Here is a 16301-nt window from a genome sequence, read left to right on the forward strand (position 1 = left end):
TGACGCCCCGTCGTGCTGGGTAGTCGATCCTAACGATGGTACCGCCGACTTTCTCCTAGAAATATGGGCTCTGCCATTTCCGTTGGGTTGCTGCTGGAAGGCAAACCGGTCCTAGGGGTGGTCTATGGGCCACTCACGCCGCGGGGAGCTGACTGCTTGGCCTTGCAGCTGGGTCGGGGAGAGCTACGACGCAACGGCATAGCCATTACTGGACAACTCGCGACCATGCCTCTGGATGGTTCTGTAGTGTTTGTCAGTGCTGCCGCAAAGCGCCATCTGGAACTTAATGATGAACTCTGTGCGCCGGCGCGATGTGAGCCCATGCCGAGCATTGCCTATCGCCTGGCGCGAGTGGCTGCCGGTGATGGCGTTGCAGCAATTTCCCTTTTCCCGGTATCTCCGCGCGATGTGGCGGCTGGCCACGCTTTGCTACGGGCGGTAGGCGGAGAGCTGCCCGCCTATCACCTACGACACTCAAGCACGCTTCACACAGTTGGTTAGCGGTTGCTTCGGAGGAGCAGCAGGAGCTTGCCAATTGCTCGTTCAGCGCGAATGGCGACGTTTGGTGCCAAACTACCGCAACTTCGGCGGGGTGGCACCAAGCTAAAGCTGCGCCATATTGCCCCCGCCCCCAGCTCACATGCCTTGAAGGCGGCCGTTTCAGGAGGCTATTCAGTTGTGTCCACTACAAAACGGGCGAAGCTGATAAGGTCGCTGAAGGCATCCTCTGCCGGCTCTGCTTGCCGGCAGAGGTGATAGCCTCGAAGGCCGCAGCGACGCGGACCGAGGCAATCGGCACCCAGTGTATCCCCGATCATAGCGAGGCTGCTCGGCGGGCAAGCGAGTTGGTGCGCCACATGCTGGTATATCGCCGGTTCTGGCTTTATAGCGCTGACATCGAAACTCCAGCAGTAGGCATCCAGTGCGGGGAGAAGCAGTTTCACAGGCACCATATAAGGTGCTGCGAGGTTGGAGCACACTGCAATTTTGATCCCAGCCTCACGCAGCACGCTGATCGCCGGCAGAGCATCTGAATACAGGGTGACGCTGCTGAGTTCCTCGAACAGGTCTCGCTCAAGCGCTGCAAGGCTGGATATTGGCAGCGACACTTGGAATCGTTCTGCGGCTGCCGCCAAGCCCAGTTTGTGGGTCATGAGCGTGCGCGCATCATCCCATTGAGGTGGCCGTCCTGCCTCGCGTGCGAGTCGCATGAGTTGGAGGTAGGGTTGTTTGCGGGTGCCGATGCACAGCAAAGTGCCGAAGGCGTCAAAAACCACCGCTTTGATGGCTGGTTTGCGGCTGGAGGGCGTCTTCAAGCGGCTTACCTGGCAGGATGGGATGACTCAGCGCTGAGGACCATTTGCCTGAGGCTTCACATGGCATTTTGCGGAGAAGATGATCGGGCTCTTTGCCACTCGAGCCAAAGGGTAGTCTTCTAGTGAATAGAGATTCCCGTTGGCCATCTTAAAAATCACGTGCGAACGGCGCGAGTCTGCTTCGGTCACTGCCTCGATCTCTAGCAAGGTCTCCATCAACCACGATTCACTATGGTTTATGAAGGGAGGGGAGACCAGATAGGCCTGCTCCAACCACATGCTGTCAGATTGCGCTTCGATCAACTGAGCTAATTCAGCTGTGCTGCCGAGCATGAGCATGCAGGTTTCCTTGACGGATCGCTGCCTGCGCGCAATCTGCACAAAAATCCAAGGGGCTAATCCGTCCTGTTCGACGAAAGACCACGTCCTCTGTCCGCGTAGACCAGCCAGAGAGCCAAGCCAAAGCTCTGCCTGTGGGTAGGTATTGAACATGCAGCCTCCAAGTGAGCCCTATAGATTGTAGCTCTATAGGATTCGGAAAGGCCTCATCATTCCTTTTGCACGTGGGTTTGGCAAATGGATCTGATCAAGGCTTTTGGAATCGCGCTTCGCAACGTTAGACAACAGCGAGGGCTGACCCAGGAGGACTTCTCCATTATCAGCAGCAGGACCTATCTCAGCACCCTGGAGCGAGGGCTGAAGGGACCCACGCTTGAGAAGATTGAGCAGCTCTCAGGCGTACTGAAGGTTCATCCGCTCACGCTAATTGCTGAGGCGTTTCTCCATGAGGATCCTTGCCTGAGCCCAGAACTCCTGCTCAGCCAAGTTCGCGACGAACTCAAAGCCCTCCGATCAGAGCCGGCGGACAGCATCAAATGCAATAGAGTCAGATAGAGAGCATGGCCCTGCGGACATGCTGGAGGAGGGTGTCGACAAGGGCAGGGAAGATCAACCATGTTTCCAGCGGGACTGACCTTGTTCCTCGACATCTGTTGAAGGCCTGAGACGTCAGGACGTCTGCGGGATCGGTCGGCCCATAAGCCATGCGATAAAACACTTCCTGCCGCAACAGTCGCAAAGGACAGCGCTTCCCTTCAGAGTCATCACCAACGGAGTCGTTCCGCGTGCGAGGGTAGGGAAGGCCAGTAGATCCGAGAGGGTAGCGTTGAGGTTCGTCGCTCCAATCAGGAGTTATCTACATGCGAACTGAATATAGGTCCGAGTGTGCCGATAGGAAACTCACGAACGCTCTCTTCAATTCGACCTGCCATTTTCAAGTCAAATTCGCTGGGGTAATGCCGTAACAAGAACTTCGCGTCATGGCGAATCTTTTCGGACAAGGTCTGATCTCGCGAAATTTCCAGCAAAAAATCTCGTGTTTGAAGGACGGCACGTGTGCGCTCATGGGGCATGGTCATGGCAGCTACCTTGGGGTAGGCGAGATATAGCTACTTAGAGCTTATCGCAGGTTTCCGTTGTAGCGAAACGTGGTATAGGCACCATACGCATATTGCAAAATCCGCCCAAAGCTATGCTTGCGACTGCGTGAGGATGTCGAGCAGGCAAGAGACATCGCCAACTGAAAGCAACGCGACATTGAGTTTCAAGACGGTGTGAACGTCCTGGTGGGCAAACGGGGCCGGCAAGGCAGTTGTGATCCGCACCGGCTCGAGCTCCAACAAACTGGCAGAGAGATCCGATGTATCGCGGACTGGATGATCAGTGCAGTAGTGCAGTTGCGTGAGACTAAAAGCATCCTGCCAATCTCATCCATCGACATCTGATCTAGTTGCATTAGAGCCTATCGCCGCTCGTTAAAGTTTTCGGTCACCGGCGAATAGCCGCGACGTTACCTCAACGTCCGAGCAAATAGTTTGAAATTCGTCTCATTGGGAACGGCACATCTGGTCGAATACGGCCAAAAAGTTTCAAGTTTTCCTCGTCGCGGGGTACCGCCCCGGACAGGACTGCAGATGCTGATTCCGGCCTCGCTGATGTTCGTCTTCGGCGGCGCCGTGCTGGTCTACCAAGTGCGCGATAGCGAATGATTTCGATATCCCAGAAACACGAAAGCCCGCAAGCTTTCGTCTGCGGGCCTCGGAAGGTAGGCACGATTGTCACCTCATGCGTTGGGCCAGATATTGGGGCAGTGTGACGGCACCGTCAACGGAAAATCTGCGTCCTTCAGTCGTGACTGCATCCATGGCTACCGCCTGGGAGAGCGCCGAAATCTCGATCACGCGGCGTCACTATGTAAAGGTCAGCGCACGGTTGCCAAGGCACTGAGTGTATTAGGAGGGCTCTTGTAGCCCGAAATCTGGAGCACAGTGAATCGCTCACGTTACCTCGAGTACCACGGCCGGCTTGAGCGGCGTCGCTTGATAGACCAGCAGTTGCCATTGCTCATCGGTTTTCTGCCAAGCCATGAGCGTTCGGTTGTGCAGCTGTTTTCGCACGCCCCCGGAGGTGACGTTAGTGACCATTTCTCCAAACGCGATTGCCAGTTCACCCACCCGGGTCACTTTATTGATTTGATGGTTGAGGGCGTGATAGATGAACTCCCGGGAGCGGCATTTCTCAAGGTAGCTCTTGAGATTGTCGACCAGACCGCTGGAGTGGATGTAGGTCAAGTCCGGGTGGAACAGGTAGCTGAAGATATCCAGATGACCGCCGAGCATGGCGGCACTGCGCTGTGCTTCGCAGGTGCGGATCACCAGGTCGATCTGATCGTTATGCATCATCAGCCGTTCCTCGCGCTGCCGTGACGATGATTTCGATCAGCAGTTTGCCGCCCAAGTCGACGCCGTAACAGGCGCGCTGGGGCCAGTGCTGCGGACTGTCGCCAATCCATCGGGCCCAGATTTCATCGACCACGGGTTTGCTGCTCATGTCCGCCAGCAGCACCTGAGCCGACAGCATACGTGAGGCGTGAGAGCCAAGGCCTTCGAGGCTGGCGCTCAACGCGGCCAGAGCCTGATGAGTCTGGCCGACGATGTCCAGTGAGGTGTCCGCAGAGGTTGCCACTGTATATACGATGTTGGCGTAGGCGCAGGAACGGCTACGTCCTGCGTGGCCGCTCGGAATGCGGTCAATTGTCTGCATATGGGGCTTCATCCAGGTTGAAGTGAGGCAGAAGCCAGCATCGACCCGCTTCTGTCATCCGTGTTTAAACCGGCTGCGTTGCTTCTTCCGCGGCAATTGCGGCCTGCACGCTAGGACGTGCATCGATGAGCTCCATGAACGAGGCCAGCTCCGGCCAGTCCTTGACATCGATATTGAAGAACGGGAGCCACTTGAGCACGGTGAACAGATAGGCATCGGCCAGGCCGAATGCGCCCAGCAGGTAGTCTTTATTCATCAGGCCCTTGTTCAGGTAGTCCAGGCGCTTGAACAGTTTCTGCCGGAAAATTTCTTTGGTTGACTCGGGGATTTCAGCATTGAACAATGGCGCGCTGCCGCCATGGATTTCCGAGGAGATGAAGTTCAGCAGTTCCTGCAGACGAGTCCGCTCCCAGGTGCCGTTGGCCGGTGCCAGGGAATTGCCCGGAACCTGATCTGCCAGATACTGGATGATGGCCGGACCTTCGGTCAGCACCTGGTCGTTATCCAGCACGAGTGCGGCCACGTATCCCTTTGGGTTGATGTCACGGAAGTCACGGCCGTCTGCCGTGGCCTTGGTCTTGTTGTTAACTCGGACCAGTTCGAAAGGCAGGCCCAGTTCACGCATCACGATGTGCGGTGACAGGGAGCAGGTCATGGGGGCAAAGTACAGTTTCATGGGTATCTCCTTATAAGCGGGCAACGCGTACCCGAACGTGTTGCCGTTCCAAGCCTGAAACGGCTGTGAACCTCTTTCCAGACATATTGGTGTCATGTCATCGAACGGTAAAATTACGATCTTATGCGCCCATCATTAGGCGCTCTTATGTCCAATCAGGCGACTTTCGTTTCAGTACTGTGAACCGTCATCGGAAGGTCGCTGCCGAGAGCCGACTTGCGGATATCATTGAGAAATGCCTGGGCAGAAGGCGTACTTTCGCCGGCGGATGAGCAAACCAAGCCGAACTCACGATAGATCGGTTTGCTCAATTCGAAGACTCGCATTCCCCGGCGATCAACCGGCAGTGTCGAGGCCGGCACGATCGAAATGCCCATGCCTTCACTGATCAACGCAAACGCCGTGGTCCAGTCGCGCACGGTGATCTTGATGTCCTTGAGCTGGAGCCCTTCACGTTCGACCAGTGACTGACCATTGAGGTAGCAGCCGCCGGTCGCGAGGATGAAAGGCTCTTCCACCAGATCCTTGAGCGCGACAGTGCTGACCGAGGACTTGCGGGCCAGGTCATGGTTCGCGGGGACTGCCGCCACCCAGGAGTCGCGGCCCAGCAACAGCGCACCACGGGACGGGCAGGGATTCAGCACGACGCCCAGGTCGATGCTGCTGTTGGTCAGCCATTGTTCGACTTCTTCGTCGGTGCCTTCGAGCGAGACGATTTCGATGCCGGGGTGCCGCCGACTAAAACTCTGCAGCAGCGGCGGCAGCAGGTTGGCAAACACGGAAGGAAAACTGGCGAGCGTGATTCGCCCCAGATGGCATCCGCGCGACGCATCCACCAGGTTCTGGATCGATTCGAATTCGCTGAGCATGCGTCGTGCACGGTCGATGATCTGCTGCCCGATGGCTGTCGCGGTGGTCTGGCGGCGGTCGCGCACGAACACTTTTACGCCCAGCGCTTCTTCCATCTGCGTCAGGGCCTGACTTGCGCCCGACTGGGTAATGCCATAGCGCTCGGCGGCGCGGGAAATATTCTCGGCGTCAGCCACGGCGACCAGCAGGCGCCAATGCATCAGGTTCATCATCTCAGTAGTTCCTCTTATGTTTGGCTAATCGAGATTTAATTTTACGAAGTACCTGCATCGCCTCAGGATCGCCCCTGAATACACAGTGGGGTGTTGGAAAGTGGACAAAACCTTGTCAATGGATCTGACCGCCAGACCCGCCTCGGCGGCTCGTGTTCTGGTGAGCGTGGCGTTGAGTTCGTTCATGGTCGCGCTGGATATCACTGCGCTCAACGTGGCGCTGCCGAGCATCGGGCATGACCTGGCAACGGGTATGGATAGGCTGCAATGGATCGCCGGCGCCTACACCCTGATGTTTGCCAGCTTGTTGTTGTCCGCAGGTGCGTTGAGTGATCGTCTGGGGGCCAGGAAAGTGTTCCTGTTTGCCCTGTTGGTTTTTACCAGTTCATCGGTCGCCTGCGGATTGGCCCAAGGCGTTGTTGAACTGATTGTCGCACGGGCCATTCAAGGCATCGGTGCGGCGCTGATGCTACCCAGCTCCATGGCATTGCTGGTTGAGGCGTATCCCGATCCCAAGGCCCGGGCCAAGGCCGTGGCCTTGTGGGGCGGGATCTCAGCACTCGCGCTGGTGAGCGGCCCATTGTTGGGCGGTGTTTTGGTGGAACTGGTCGACTGGCGCTCGATTTTTTATTTGAACGTACCGTTCTGTCTGATTGCATTGGGCTATTGCGCGGTATGCAGCAGTCACCTAGCCGTCCAGCCGCGTTCGATTGACTGGGCGGGGCAAATGCTTTCGGCGCTGGCGTTGGTGTCGTTGATCTTTGCCCTGATTGAAGGGCCGGTGTGGGGCTGGGGCAGTCCCTGGGTAATCGCGACGTCGCTGGTGGCGCTGGTTTCGGGCGCGGCGTTTATCTATTCGCAACAGGTACAACGTGAACCGATGCTGCCGCTGAATCTGTTCGAATCCAGAACCTTTTCCGCCGCCATTGGCGCCGGGTTTCTGCAAACCCTGGCGTATTACGGCAGCCTGTTCGCGCTGCCGTTCGCGATGCAGGGGCAGGGCCAGACGCCGGTGGTGATCGGGCTGGCAATGATCCCCATGACGATTGCGACCGGCGTGATGGCGAGTCTCTCGGGGCGTTTATCCAATGCCTTCGGTGCCCGTTCAGTTGGTGCCGCCGGTATGCTTTGTGGAGCGCTCGGGGCGGCATTGCTGGCGCTGTATGGAATGGATCGCGTCACCCTGGTGCTCGGGGGGCTGTTGATCGGTCTGGGTGGTGCGACCTTGCCCGTCATCGTCGGCGCTTGTCTGGCGAGTGTGCCGAGTGGCAAGGTCGGCGTCGGTTCCGGGGTACTCAATGCCGCGCGCCAATGTGGTGGGGTGACCGGTATTGCCTTGCTCGGCGCCACGCTAGAAGAGCCGGGGCGCGCCACCGGCGCCTTGTCGATCATTGCTCTGTCGTTCGTTGCCGCCGCCTTGCTGACCGTGTTGCGGCTGTACACCGACGAAGTCGATGTCGTGACTGAATGCTGACCGGCGCGCCGAAGCTGGTCGGTGAGTGTTTCAATGAATCGACGTTGCGTGGCCTGCCCCGTGTCGAGCAGGCAGGCAAACGCAGTTCAGGTTGTGAAAGAGCAATTCGGCAAGGCGCCGAAGCACACTTGGCGAAGAAGCAGCCAACAGTAACGTTCAACCCCAGCGACGTACCGTCCCGGTGTCCAGTCCCAACAGATCGAGCATTCGGCCGACCGTGTGATCGACTATGTCTTCGATGGATTGCGGCCGGGCATAAAACGCCGGTACCGGCGGCATCACGATGCCGCCCATTTCACAGACCTGGGTCATGCTGCGCAGGTGTCCCAAATGCAACGGCGTTTCCCGCACCATCAGAATCAATGGCCGTCGCTCCTTGAGCGTCACATCGGCGGCGCGACTGAGCAGGCTGCCGGTGATGCCGCTGGAAATTTCCGAAAGACTCTTGATCGAGCATGGGGCCACCACCATGCCCAGGGTCTTGAACGAGCCACTGGAAATCGATGCGCCGATGTTCGCCGGATCGTGCACGACGCAGGCAAGCGCTTTGACATCCGCCACTTTCATGTCGAGTTCATGGGCCAGCGTGACTTGCGCCGATTTGGTCATGATCAGGTGGGTGGCAATGCCCAGCTCGCGCAGATGCATCAGTGTGCGCACGCCGTAAATCACGCCGCTGGCACCGCTTATGCCGACCACGATGCGTCGTTCAGGGCTGCTCATGGGAATCCACCGCGTTGTCGAATACGCTGACCACCGGCACCTCGCCCGGCAACCCCAAATCGTTCCAGCGCTCGCGCACGCGTTCATAGACCGATGGGCGCAATAGGGTGCGGGTCGGGAAGTTGCGAATATTGCGGTAATCCTTGCAGGCATTGATCAAGGCCTTGGAGCCGAAGAAACGCTTTTGCGGCGGATTCTGTGCCGGATCCAGCGGCGAGCCGCGAGTGTTGCGCAGAATGTCGATGTCATCGCTGGGCGTGGCGCGCGTGGCCATGGCCCACAGCACTTGATTCATGTCGGTGGGATCGATGTCCTCATCCACCGCGACGATCCATTTGCTGATGTAGGCACCACCGGGCACCTGGCTGGCGAGGGCCAGGACTTGTGCGGCATGCCCCGCGTATTTCTGTTCGAGACTGATGACGATCATGCCGAAGGCCCCGGCAGCGGCGGGCGGGCAATATACCCCTTTAATTCCCTGGATCCCGAGCTTGTCAAGGTCGCTCCAGATCTTGGCCGAGCGGATGGTGGAGAAAAACGCACTTTGCTCGTTCGAGGGAAAGTCCGCCATCAGTGCGTTGGTCAGAATCGGTCGGGTGCGGTAGTGCAGGGCGGTGACTTCGATCAGCGGGCAATCGATGTCTTTGTAGCCGTAGTAGCCGGTGAACTCGCCGAAAGGCCCTTCTTCACGGGTCGAGCCCGGGCGAATGACGCCCTCAATGACAATCTCTGCCGCTGCAGGAATAAGCAAGTCGGAGTTTTTCGCGCGCACCACTTCAATGGGTTTTCCCTTGATACCACCGGCAAAATCATATTCGCTGACGCCCGGCGGCAACGACTGCGATCCCACCACCATCATCAATGGATCGACGCCCCAGGCTGCGGCGACGGGCAGAGCCTCGCCCCTTCGCCACGCCTGGTGGATATGACGCAGGGCATCCTTACCCGGTGCTAGCGAGAGGCCGACCTCGCGGGGCCCCTGGACCATCATTCTATAAGTGCCGACGTTCAGGTAGCCGGATTCCAGATCCCGGGTGAATACCGCATCCGCCGTACCGGCGTAGGCGCCACCATCCCTCGGCCAGTGTTTGGGGATCGGCAGACGGGTGAGGTCGATGTCGTTGCCGGTGAGGGTATTCTGATAGATTGGTGCGGCTTCAGCCGAGATTTCAAGCGGGGCGATGCTGTGTTTGAGCTTGTCTTTGGTGCACCGGATCAATTCCATGGTCGGCGTATCCGGTGCCTCTTCAAGGGTGATCGCGGTGCGCGCCACGCTCGGGCCGAAGATGTTCCACAAATGACGCAAACCCAGCGGAGAGTCCGCTGGGGCGAAGAGCACTGCAGGCGAGGCAGTTTGGCGGGCCACCAGATAAGTGATAGCGCTCATTTCTTCAATCGGGTCGACGGCTTGTGAGACGGTCTGCAGTTCGCCGATCTTCTCTGCCCGGCTCAGCCAGTCTCGAAGGTCGGCAACCGGTTCAATTAGTTCGTTCATCTTGGGTATCCTCAGGGACCGAATGGAAAAACAACGGGCGCATTTCTGCGCCCGTCGCCAGAAGATCAACGTTTGTCGATCGAGTACTTTCCAGGCCCTAACAGGCAGAGGAAAAGGAAACCGCCGGCAATGCTCACGTTCTTGAAGAAGTGCACGAAGAGCGTGTGATGATCGGCTGGATTGGTGGTGTTCCAGAACGCATGACCGATGATCCCGGTGCCGATGGTGTACAGCACGAAAATCGCTGCGATGGGGCGGGTCCAGAAGCCGAATAGCAGGGCCAGTCCGCCGAAAAACTCGACGATGGTAGCGACGATCGCGCTGAGCTCAGGGATCGGCGCGTTCACCGATTTGAGGTAGGTCACGAAGCTACTGTGGTCGGTGACGTAGGTGAAGCCGAAGTAGCCATAGAGGATCAAAATCATGATCCGTGCCACGAGGATCATCGCGTCGCGTTGGCCATCGAACAGTTGATAGCGTAAGTACATTCCATTGCTCATAAGTCAGATTGGGTACGGGATGGCGTCGACGGAGTCTGCTTCAGCCAGGTTAAACGCTCGGTCGAACACCTGTGGGTTCACCGCGTTTTCGTGGTTTGGCTCAGCGCCGAAAACGTCGAGTACGTTTCCGGCGGCCAGTTTCGCCATGCGGCTGACGGCCTCGTGGGAAACTCCGGCCAGGTGCGGCGAGCAAATCACGTTGTCGAGTCTGGGCAGACCGCTGCTGTGGGGCGGCGGTTCCGGCAAGAACACATCCAGCGCAGCGCCAGCGATGCGTTTTTCGACCAGTGCCTGATAGAGCGCCTGCTCGTCGACGATGCCGCCACGCGCGGTGTTGATCACGTACGCCTGTGGTTTCATCAGGGCTAGACGCTCGGCGGACAGCAAGCCGACCGTTTCGGCGGTCTTCGGGCAGTGCAAGCTGACGTAATCGGCGCTCGCCAGTCCGAGTTCCAGTTCGGCAACCGGCTCCACGTCGTGGGGCAACTGCCGTGGGGCGAGGTACGGGTCGTACACCTTGACCCGCATTCCTAGCGCGACCAGGAGCGTGGCAACACGGGCACCAATCCGCCCGCAACCGACGAGCAGCACTTCGCGGCCTTCCAGTTCACTGGGCAGGTAGTCGTAGCGCTGATGCCAATCGCCGTTGCGCACCAGATGGGTAAGCGCCTCGGTACGTTTCGCCAGGGACAGCATGAAGCCCAGGGTGTGCTCCGCCACTGCCCGGTGATTGGCATTGGCGCAGACCATCACTGGAATCGCGGCCTCGGTCATCGCCGGGATGTCGACCGCGTCGAAGCCGACGCCGATCCGCGACACCACCTGCAAACCCGCTGCGCGTTGCAACTCGGCGGTGCCGAACCGGGTCAGGCCGAGAACCACGCCGTGCACTGCATCGAAGCTCTCGAGCAAGGCCTGGAACTGGCCCTGTTCGATGGTGTTAGGAAATTCCACCACTTCGATGTCGTCGCGCTCGCGCAGCATTTGCTTGCCTTCGGCACCTAGGATATGGGCGATCAGTACGCGCTTCTTGTTCATGCGACGTGCTCCTGTAACACGTCCCGGGCAAAGAACTCGCCGTCATTGACGCCGATGCGGAACATAACTCGCTGGGCATCCCGCGGCAGTTCGGTTGCGCAGTGCAGCACCGAACGGTTATCCCAGATCAGCAGGTCGTTGGGCTCCCACTGGTAGCTGAAAATCCGCTCCGGCGTCAGGGCAAACGCGAACAGCTCATCAAGCAACGCCCGGCTTTGCTCTTGCGAATAATCGCAGATGCGCGTGGTGTAGCCCGGGTTGACGTACAAGCTTTCGCGCTGTGTGCGCGGATGCACGGCAACCGTTGGGTGGGTGCTAGCCGGGAAGGTCTGCTCTAGGCAAGTGAAGATTTCCTGGATCGACTCCCCAACATCATCTTCCTTGACTTTGTAAGTCCAGCGCACGTCATGTACCGCCTGACGATTGTTGATCCGTTCATACAGATCCTTCGGCAGATCGTCATATACCGACTGCATATCCACGAACAGCGTATCGCCACCTGTCTCCGGAATCTGTTGCGCGTGCAGCATGGTCAGCGGCAGTGGCTCGGCCAGGTAGCTGGAGTCGCTATGCCACATGTTGCCGAGCTTGCGCGCACCGACGGCGCCAGCGCCATTGCGGTTATTGATCACCAAAATGTTCGGATACGCCGGGTCGTGGTAACTCTTGAGCTTGAACTGTTCGAGTTCCCCGAAGCACGCTGCGAACTGTTGATAGCCATCACGGGTCAGCGTCTGGTTTTTCAGTGCCACCACTTTGCGTTCGTATACCAGCTCCTGAATGGTACGAATCTCGTCCAGGGAAGCCGTGTTGATATCAAAATCCGTCACCGCCGTGACGAAGGTTTCCGCCAAATCCGTTCGCTTCACGTTGAGAGTCTCCTGCACGGCGTTAGTCAAACTGCCAGCGCAGGCTGGGGTTGGGCCGCGGTAGGGGTGCGATCCCGATTCGAATCGCTGCTTTTGAGCATCAGGCTCAGATCGAGGATGTCGGCCGGGTTGTGTGCCGAGGTGACCGACATGCGCAGTGCTGCCTGACCGCGTGGTACGGTCGGGAAGAACACGACGGAGGTGTAGTGGCCCTGTTGCAGCAGGTGCTCCCCCTTGGCGATGGCTTCCTCTTCGTTACCGATGCGTACGATCCGGATCGGCAATTCGCTGCCGCTGGTTTCGGTCGGGATCAGGCTGTCGAATAGCTTCATGTTGTTGCGAAGAGAGCGTTGCAGTTTGTGTAGTTCCGGCGTGGCATGGATTTCCGCCGACGCCAGTGCAGCGCCCACGGCCGCCATGTTCGGTGCGCAGGAGAAGCCGTAGGTTGGTGCATAGCGGCGGATCGAGCTTTCGATGTGCTTGGTACCAAGCATCAACAGACCGCCTGCTGCGCCATAGCCTTTACCCAAGGACGCGGCAACGATAGTGTTTTCATCCAGGCCGTCCAGTTGCGAACGGACGAAGCCTTCACCGTGCTGGCCGACCACCGAAATGCCGTGGGCGTCGTCCAGATAAATGAACAGACCGTACTTGTCCTGCAGGGCACGCAGCTGGCGAACCGGCGCCGCGCCGCCCATCGAGTAGGCACCGTCACCCACGTAGGCGACCTTGCGACCGCCCTGGCATAGACGCTCCAGGTGTTCGAGATCGTTGTGCTCGATGACGATCACGTCGGTTTCTTCGCGCAGCACTGGGATGTGGTACTGCAGAGTCACGTGGGCGAAACGGTCGAATGCGATCAGCGGCTTCTCACCGCCGGTGAATAGGCCGGCAGCCAGCAGCGGTAGGGCGCCCATGTTGGCGGCGGCCACGGTCGGGAACACCACCACACCGTTTACATCGAACAACTTGGCGAGGGTGTGTTCCAGGCGTACCAGCGGCTCGGCGGAAAGGCGTGTGCGGGCTACCGAAAAATGCGTCGACGGGACTTCATCCATCGAAGCCTTGGCGGCAGCGAGCACTTTTGGGTGGGTATCCAGATTGAGGTAACCGCAGCGGGTGTAGTCAATCACTTCCTTGCCGCTGGTGGCAATTTCGATGCGGCGGTTGTCGAGCACACGGCAGGAAACCCCCATCAGACCTTTTTCATACGCGGCGTCGAAATGCGGACGGCTGATTTCAGCCATTCTCGATGCATTGCGAGCCTTCAGTTGTGGTGCTTTTTCGTCCGAGCTGTTGTTGATTTCAACTGTTGTATTCAAGGCGATCTCATCCTTTGAGTGGTCGTTTTCAAGCCGTTGTGGCTGAGAACGTCGCTAGGATCCACGACCGCTGAAACAATTTGCAAAGGACTTCTTGGGTGCTACCTTATGACAAAATCTCATGAGTATTACGGAGTCTTATGGTAGCCAGAATTCCCTCTCTCAATGGATTGAAAGCGTTTGAATCTGCTGCTCGCCATATGAGTTTCACCAAGGCCGCCGAGGAACTCAATGTCACACAGACGGCCATCAGCCACCAGATCCGCCGACTTGAAGATGAACTGGGCGTTCGCCTGTTCCTGCGGCTCAAGGATGGTCTGGCGCTGACCACCGAAGGCTACGCGTATTTTCCTGGCATTCGCTCGGCGTTTCATGAGTTGCGCTATTCCACGGAAATGTTGCTCGAGTCGTCCAACAACAGTGCATTAACTATCAGCACCTTGGTTTCCCTGGCATCCAAATGGCTGTTGCCGCGCCTGGCATCATTTCAGGATGCATTTCCCAATATTGACGTGCAGGTCACCGCATCGACCGAACTGGTCGACTTCCGCAAGGGTGGCATCGACGCTGCGATCCGCTACGGTTTCGGCGACTGGAAGGGCTTGCGGGCAGACTGGCTCATGTCCGACGAGATCTTTCCTGTGTGCAGCCCCAAGCTGCTGACGGGCCCCAAAGCCTTGAAAAGCCCGGTCGATCTGGCCAATCAGACGTTGTTGCAGGTCAGCGGCATGACCAGCAACGACTGGAACATGTGGTTGAGCGCGGCAGGGCAACCGAAGAAACTCGCCGAAGGCACGCGGCTGACCTTCGATCTGGCTATGATGGCGGTGCAGGCTGCCATCGACGGATTGGGGGTGTGTATCGGTCGCTCCACCTACGTCGATGACGATTTGAAGGCAGGGAAACTGGTGGCGCCGTTCAACCTCAAATTGAAGTCCGATCTGGGTTTCTATCTGGTAACGCCGCTGGAACTTGCCAACTCGAAAAAAGTCGTTGCATTCCGCACCTGGCTGATCGATCTGGTGCGGAGCGCCGAATCTGCATCAGCTTCCGAAATCCCAGAATAAGCTTTGCGTTCTGTATTGAGGGCATGCCGAGATAAAGGGAAAATTCATACGGCGGAAATCGTTCTCGTAGCCAGGCGTGCTCATGGCCTGCAGACGATACGCCATGCTCTCCGCATAGCGGTGTTTGCAGCCCGGTTACACTTTGGTGTAACCGACCATCGGGTTCTAGGTCATTACCGTCCAGGATTTCTACCGTGATTTCAAGCACGGATTCACCTTCGTCCATGGCTTGCTGGAAGAAGCTGCCGCACACGGCGAAAACCTGCGCCACCGAGCCCTGGGACATGCGGTAGGGGCGCTCGGCAGTGAGCTTGCGTTCGCGCTTGGCCAGGGTGGTGCTAAAGGGGCGCCAGTCGGGGTTCACGACATAGCTGTCGGACTCCAGTTTCTTGCGTCCTCCGACGCGCACGAAGCGCGACTTGATCACCGGCCCGATCCACTCGGCAGGGGGATTGAGGCAGAACTCCATGAAGGCCTCGGCATCCTAGCGGCGCAGGTCCAGCAAGGGTTTGCGCGCAACCAGAAGGGCCCACAGCAGCAAGCGCTCTGCGTGGGTGCGATAGGAACTGTAGGTGGCCTCGTTGCCGGCATAAGTAGCGCTCGACCGCGCGGCAGTCGTCGGCGAAGTAGTGGAGGTAGTCGCGCACGACCGGGAGTTCGGCGTTTAGCTGGAGAAAGTTCGGCTCGTGAAAGCGTTCGTAGATTTCGAACAGCGGTTGCGGTTGAAGCGGCATGCTAGAGCCTGGCGACGAAGATCGAGGGACGGTTCGGGTGACAGTATATACAATATCCGGGTCTGGTGATTATCGGATATTGTACTCTCAAATACGCCCTAATCGAGATGACCCGGGCGCCGCGAGCAGTGCCGAATTCTCATGGTGATCATTAAAAATCGCAAAAGCGCTTCCTGAGAAAAATAAATATTTAATTTCAACATATTAGCGATTTGAGTGATTTTTTAATATGAGAATACGCACCGGAGTGCCCAAGTGCCCGTGCGGGTTCTGCGTGAAAGCCGTCTCCCTTTACCTACGCAGTCGACGAGAACTGGAATCTGGAGTAAGGCGGGTTAAGCACGTCCGCAGTACGTCCGTGCAGCGCCCATTGACCGTTGGGAGACGATATCACTGGGCAGTGAGTCATCGCCAGAAAATTCGCCAAGCAAGCCTGCTTACCGTTCTTGGACCATAATGATTGAGTCTCAAGCATCTCGCTACTCGATGGCGAGGTGCGGGGATGCCTAAAAGCAAGAATTTATGAGGCGTAGAGCGAAAAATCGATCTCAACATTCTGAAAAGATAGGGTTTATTGGAATTTGGCGTTTTTTCTAGTTTTTAAGAATTTCCGACACCTGGGGTTGTGGTTGTGATCTTTGGAGCCTGATTGCCATGTGGAAGCCCTTGGATTCGCATAATGTATATTATGTTAAATTATGTGCTATGTAGGGCGTGTTCATGCCCGCGACGAGGAAAAAGTCCTCAGAACTAACAACTCGAAATTCCGAGAATTAATTCTTTGAGAAATAGGACCGGCTTGCCTTCCAGCAGCAACCCAACGGAAATGGCAGAGCCCATATTTCTAGGAGAAAGTCGGCGGTACCATCGTTAGGATCGACTACCCAGCACGACGGGGCGTCA

The 16301-nt window shown here is 57.7% G+C and carries 18 protein-coding genes and 1 pseudogene; 5 read left to right on the forward strand and 14 right to left on the reverse strand.

The annotated features are described in order from the left end of the window. Positions 1-63 precede the first annotated feature (63 nt). Positions 64-501, forward strand: coding sequence for an inositol monophosphatase family protein (locus BLQ74_RS26540; RefSeq protein ID WP_090268482.1), 438 nt, complete (start codon positions 64-66; stop codon positions 499-501). A 167-nt stretch (positions 502-668) separates the two neighbouring features. Here the strand turns inward: BLQ74_RS26540 and BLQ74_RS26545 are convergent, their stop codons facing one another. Then, on the reverse strand, positions 669-1316 hold the full coding sequence (locus BLQ74_RS26545; protein WP_244507283.1) for an HAD family hydrolase: 648 nt from the start codon (positions 1314-1316) through the stop codon (positions 669-671). Between the two features lie 27 nt (positions 1317-1343). After that, on the reverse strand, positions 1344-1808 hold the full coding sequence (locus tag BLQ74_RS26550) for a hypothetical protein (protein WP_139199145.1): 465 nt from the start codon (positions 1806-1808) through the stop codon (positions 1344-1346). An 84-nt stretch (positions 1809-1892) separates the two neighbouring features. Between BLQ74_RS26550 and BLQ74_RS26555 the strand changes: the two genes are divergently transcribed. Beyond that, positions 1893-2210: a helix-turn-helix domain-containing protein gene (locus tag BLQ74_RS26555; RefSeq protein WP_090268485.1), complete on the forward strand. Its 318-nt coding sequence runs from the start codon at positions 1893-1895 to the stop codon at positions 2208-2210. A 290-nt stretch (positions 2211-2500) separates the two neighbouring features. Here the strand turns inward: BLQ74_RS26555 and BLQ74_RS26560 are convergent, their stop codons facing one another. Further along, positions 2501-2734 (reverse strand): BPSL0761 family protein, encoded by a 234-nt coding sequence (locus tag BLQ74_RS26560; protein WP_090268487.1) that lies wholly within the window; start codon positions 2732-2734, stop codon positions 2501-2503. 456 nt (positions 2735-3190) lie between these two features. Between BLQ74_RS26560 and BLQ74_RS27520 the strand changes: the two genes are divergently transcribed. Further along, complete coding sequence (locus BLQ74_RS27520) at positions 3191-3364, forward strand: hypothetical protein (RefSeq protein WP_170842885.1); 174 nt, start codon at positions 3191-3193, stop codon at positions 3362-3364. 288 nt (positions 3365-3652) lie between these two features. On the opposite strand, the gene BLQ74_RS26565 is transcribed toward BLQ74_RS27520, so the two are convergent. The 4 genes from BLQ74_RS26565 to BLQ74_RS26580 form a co-directional block, all read right to left on the reverse strand. After that, on the reverse strand, positions 3653-4057 hold the full coding sequence (locus BLQ74_RS26565) for a nuclear transport factor 2 family protein (protein ID WP_090268488.1): 405 nt from the start codon (positions 4055-4057) through the stop codon (positions 3653-3655). Beyond that, on the reverse strand, positions 4047-4418 hold the full coding sequence (locus BLQ74_RS26570) for a Rid family hydrolase (protein ID WP_090268490.1): 372 nt from the start codon (positions 4416-4418) through the stop codon (positions 4047-4049). Before BLQ74_RS26570 ends, BLQ74_RS26565 begins: the two co-directional genes overlap by 11 nt. A gap of 64 nt (positions 4419-4482) precedes the next feature. Further along, on the reverse strand, positions 4483-5094 hold the full coding sequence (gene gstA, locus BLQ74_RS26575; protein WP_090268492.1) for a glutathione transferase GstA: 612 nt from the start codon (positions 5092-5094) through the stop codon (positions 4483-4485). A 155-nt stretch (positions 5095-5249) separates the two neighbouring features. Next, complete coding sequence (locus BLQ74_RS26580; RefSeq protein WP_090268494.1) at positions 5250-6176, reverse strand: LysR family transcriptional regulator; 927 nt, start codon at positions 6174-6176, stop codon at positions 5250-5252. Positions 6177-6276: 100 nt separating this feature from the next. Between BLQ74_RS26580 and BLQ74_RS26585 the strand changes: the two genes are divergently transcribed. Next, on the forward strand, positions 6277-7650 hold the full coding sequence (locus BLQ74_RS26585; protein ID WP_139199146.1) for a DHA2 family efflux MFS transporter permease subunit: 1374 nt from the start codon (positions 6277-6279) through the stop codon (positions 7648-7650). A gap of 156 nt (positions 7651-7806) precedes the next feature. Here BLQ74_RS26585 and BLQ74_RS26590 read toward each other — a convergent pair whose 3' ends face one another. From BLQ74_RS26590 to BLQ74_RS26615, 6 genes are all read right to left on the reverse strand, one after another. Next, the gene (locus BLQ74_RS26590; protein WP_090268498.1) at positions 7807-8373 is read right to left on the reverse strand and encodes a UbiX family flavin prenyltransferase; all 567 of its coding nucleotides are present in this window, start codon (positions 8371-8373) and stop codon (positions 7807-7809) included. Continuing rightward, entirely contained in the window at positions 8360-9868 is a 1509-nt protein-coding gene (locus BLQ74_RS26595) for a UbiD family decarboxylase (protein WP_090268499.1), read from the reverse strand. The genes BLQ74_RS26590 and BLQ74_RS26595 overlap by 14 nt, the downstream gene beginning before the upstream one ends. Positions 9869-9933: 65 nt before the next feature. Beyond that, complete coding sequence (locus BLQ74_RS26600) at positions 9934-10356, reverse strand: DoxX family protein (protein WP_090268501.1); 423 nt, start codon at positions 10354-10356, stop codon at positions 9934-9936. A gap of 15 nt (positions 10357-10371) precedes the next feature. After that, positions 10372-11406: a hydroxyacid dehydrogenase gene (locus BLQ74_RS26605; RefSeq protein ID WP_090268502.1), complete on the reverse strand. Its 1035-nt coding sequence runs from the start codon at positions 11404-11406 to the stop codon at positions 10372-10374. Continuing rightward, on the reverse strand, positions 11403-12275 hold the full coding sequence (locus BLQ74_RS26610; RefSeq protein WP_170842886.1) for a TauD/TfdA dioxygenase family protein: 873 nt from the start codon (positions 12273-12275) through the stop codon (positions 11403-11405). The genes BLQ74_RS26605 and BLQ74_RS26610 overlap by 4 nt, the downstream gene beginning before the upstream one ends. A gap of 26 nt (positions 12276-12301) precedes the next feature. After that, the gene (locus BLQ74_RS26615; RefSeq protein WP_212633176.1) at positions 12302-13597 is read right to left on the reverse strand and encodes an aminotransferase class I/II-fold pyridoxal phosphate-dependent enzyme; all 1296 of its coding nucleotides are present in this window, start codon (positions 13595-13597) and stop codon (positions 12302-12304) included. Positions 13598-13737: 140 nt separating this feature from the next. Here BLQ74_RS26615 and BLQ74_RS26620 point away from each other — a divergent pair, with 140 nt between their 5' ends. Beyond that, on the forward strand, positions 13738-14664 hold the full coding sequence (locus BLQ74_RS26620; RefSeq protein WP_090268507.1) for a transcriptional regulator GcvA: 927 nt from the start codon (positions 13738-13740) through the stop codon (positions 14662-14664). A gap of 1523 nt (positions 14665-16187) precedes the next feature. Here the strand turns inward: BLQ74_RS26620 and BLQ74_RS27875 are convergent. Further along, positions 16188-16301: pseudogene (locus BLQ74_RS27875) on the reverse strand (inositol monophosphatase family protein); the annotation flags it as partial.

This window comes from Pseudomonas panipatensis (assembly GCF_900099785.1).
GTDB classification, from domain to species: Bacteria; Pseudomonadota; Gammaproteobacteria; order Pseudomonadales; family Pseudomonadaceae; genus Pseudomonas; species Pseudomonas panipatensis.

Bases quoted from the DNA above. Each gene is read 5' to 3' on its own strand.
- BLQ74_RS26560 (WP_090268487.1), bottom strand. From the start codon at position 2,734: ATGACCATGCCCCATGAGCGCACACGTGCCGTCCTTCAAACACGAGAT.
- BLQ74_RS26540 (WP_090268482.1), top strand. From the start codon at position 64: ATGGGCTCTGCCATTTCCGTTGGGTTGCTGCTGGAAGGCAAACCGGTC.
- BLQ74_RS26565 (WP_090268488.1), bottom strand. From the start codon at position 4,057: ATGATGCATAACGATCAGATCGACCTGGTGATCCGCACCTGCGAAGCA.
- BLQ74_RS26600 (WP_090268501.1), bottom strand. From the start codon at position 10,356: ATGTACTTACGCTATCAACTGTTCGATGGCCAACGCGACGCGATGATC.
- BLQ74_RS26620 (WP_090268507.1), top strand. From the start codon at position 13,738: ATGGTAGCCAGAATTCCCTCTCTCAATGGATTGAAAGCGTTTGAATCT.
- BLQ74_RS26555 (WP_090268485.1), top strand. From the start codon at position 1,893: ATGGATCTGATCAAGGCTTTTGGAATCGCGCTTCGCAACGTTAGACAA.
- BLQ74_RS26605 (WP_090268502.1), bottom strand. From the start codon at position 11,406: ATGAACAAGAAGCGCGTACTGATCGCCCATATCCTAGGTGCCGAAGGC.
- BLQ74_RS26550 (WP_139199145.1), bottom strand. From the start codon at position 1,808: ATGTTCAATACCTACCCACAGGCAGAGCTTTGGCTTGGCTCTCTGGCT.
- BLQ74_RS26590 (WP_090268498.1), bottom strand. From the start codon at position 8,373: ATGAGCAGCCCTGAACGACGCATCGTGGTCGGCATAAGCGGTGCCAGC.
- gstA (WP_090268492.1), bottom strand. From the start codon at position 5,094: ATGAAACTGTACTTTGCCCCCATGACCTGCTCCCTGTCACCGCACATC.
- BLQ74_RS26595 (WP_090268499.1), bottom strand. From the start codon at position 9,868: ATGAACGAACTAATTGAACCGGTTGCCGACCTTCGAGACTGGCTGAGC.
- BLQ74_RS26580 (WP_090268494.1), bottom strand. From the start codon at position 6,176: ATGATGAACCTGATGCATTGGCGCCTGCTGGTCGCCGTGGCTGACGCC.
- BLQ74_RS26570 (WP_090268490.1), bottom strand. From the start codon at position 4,418: ATGCAGACAATTGACCGCATTCCGAGCGGCCACGCAGGACGTAGCCGT.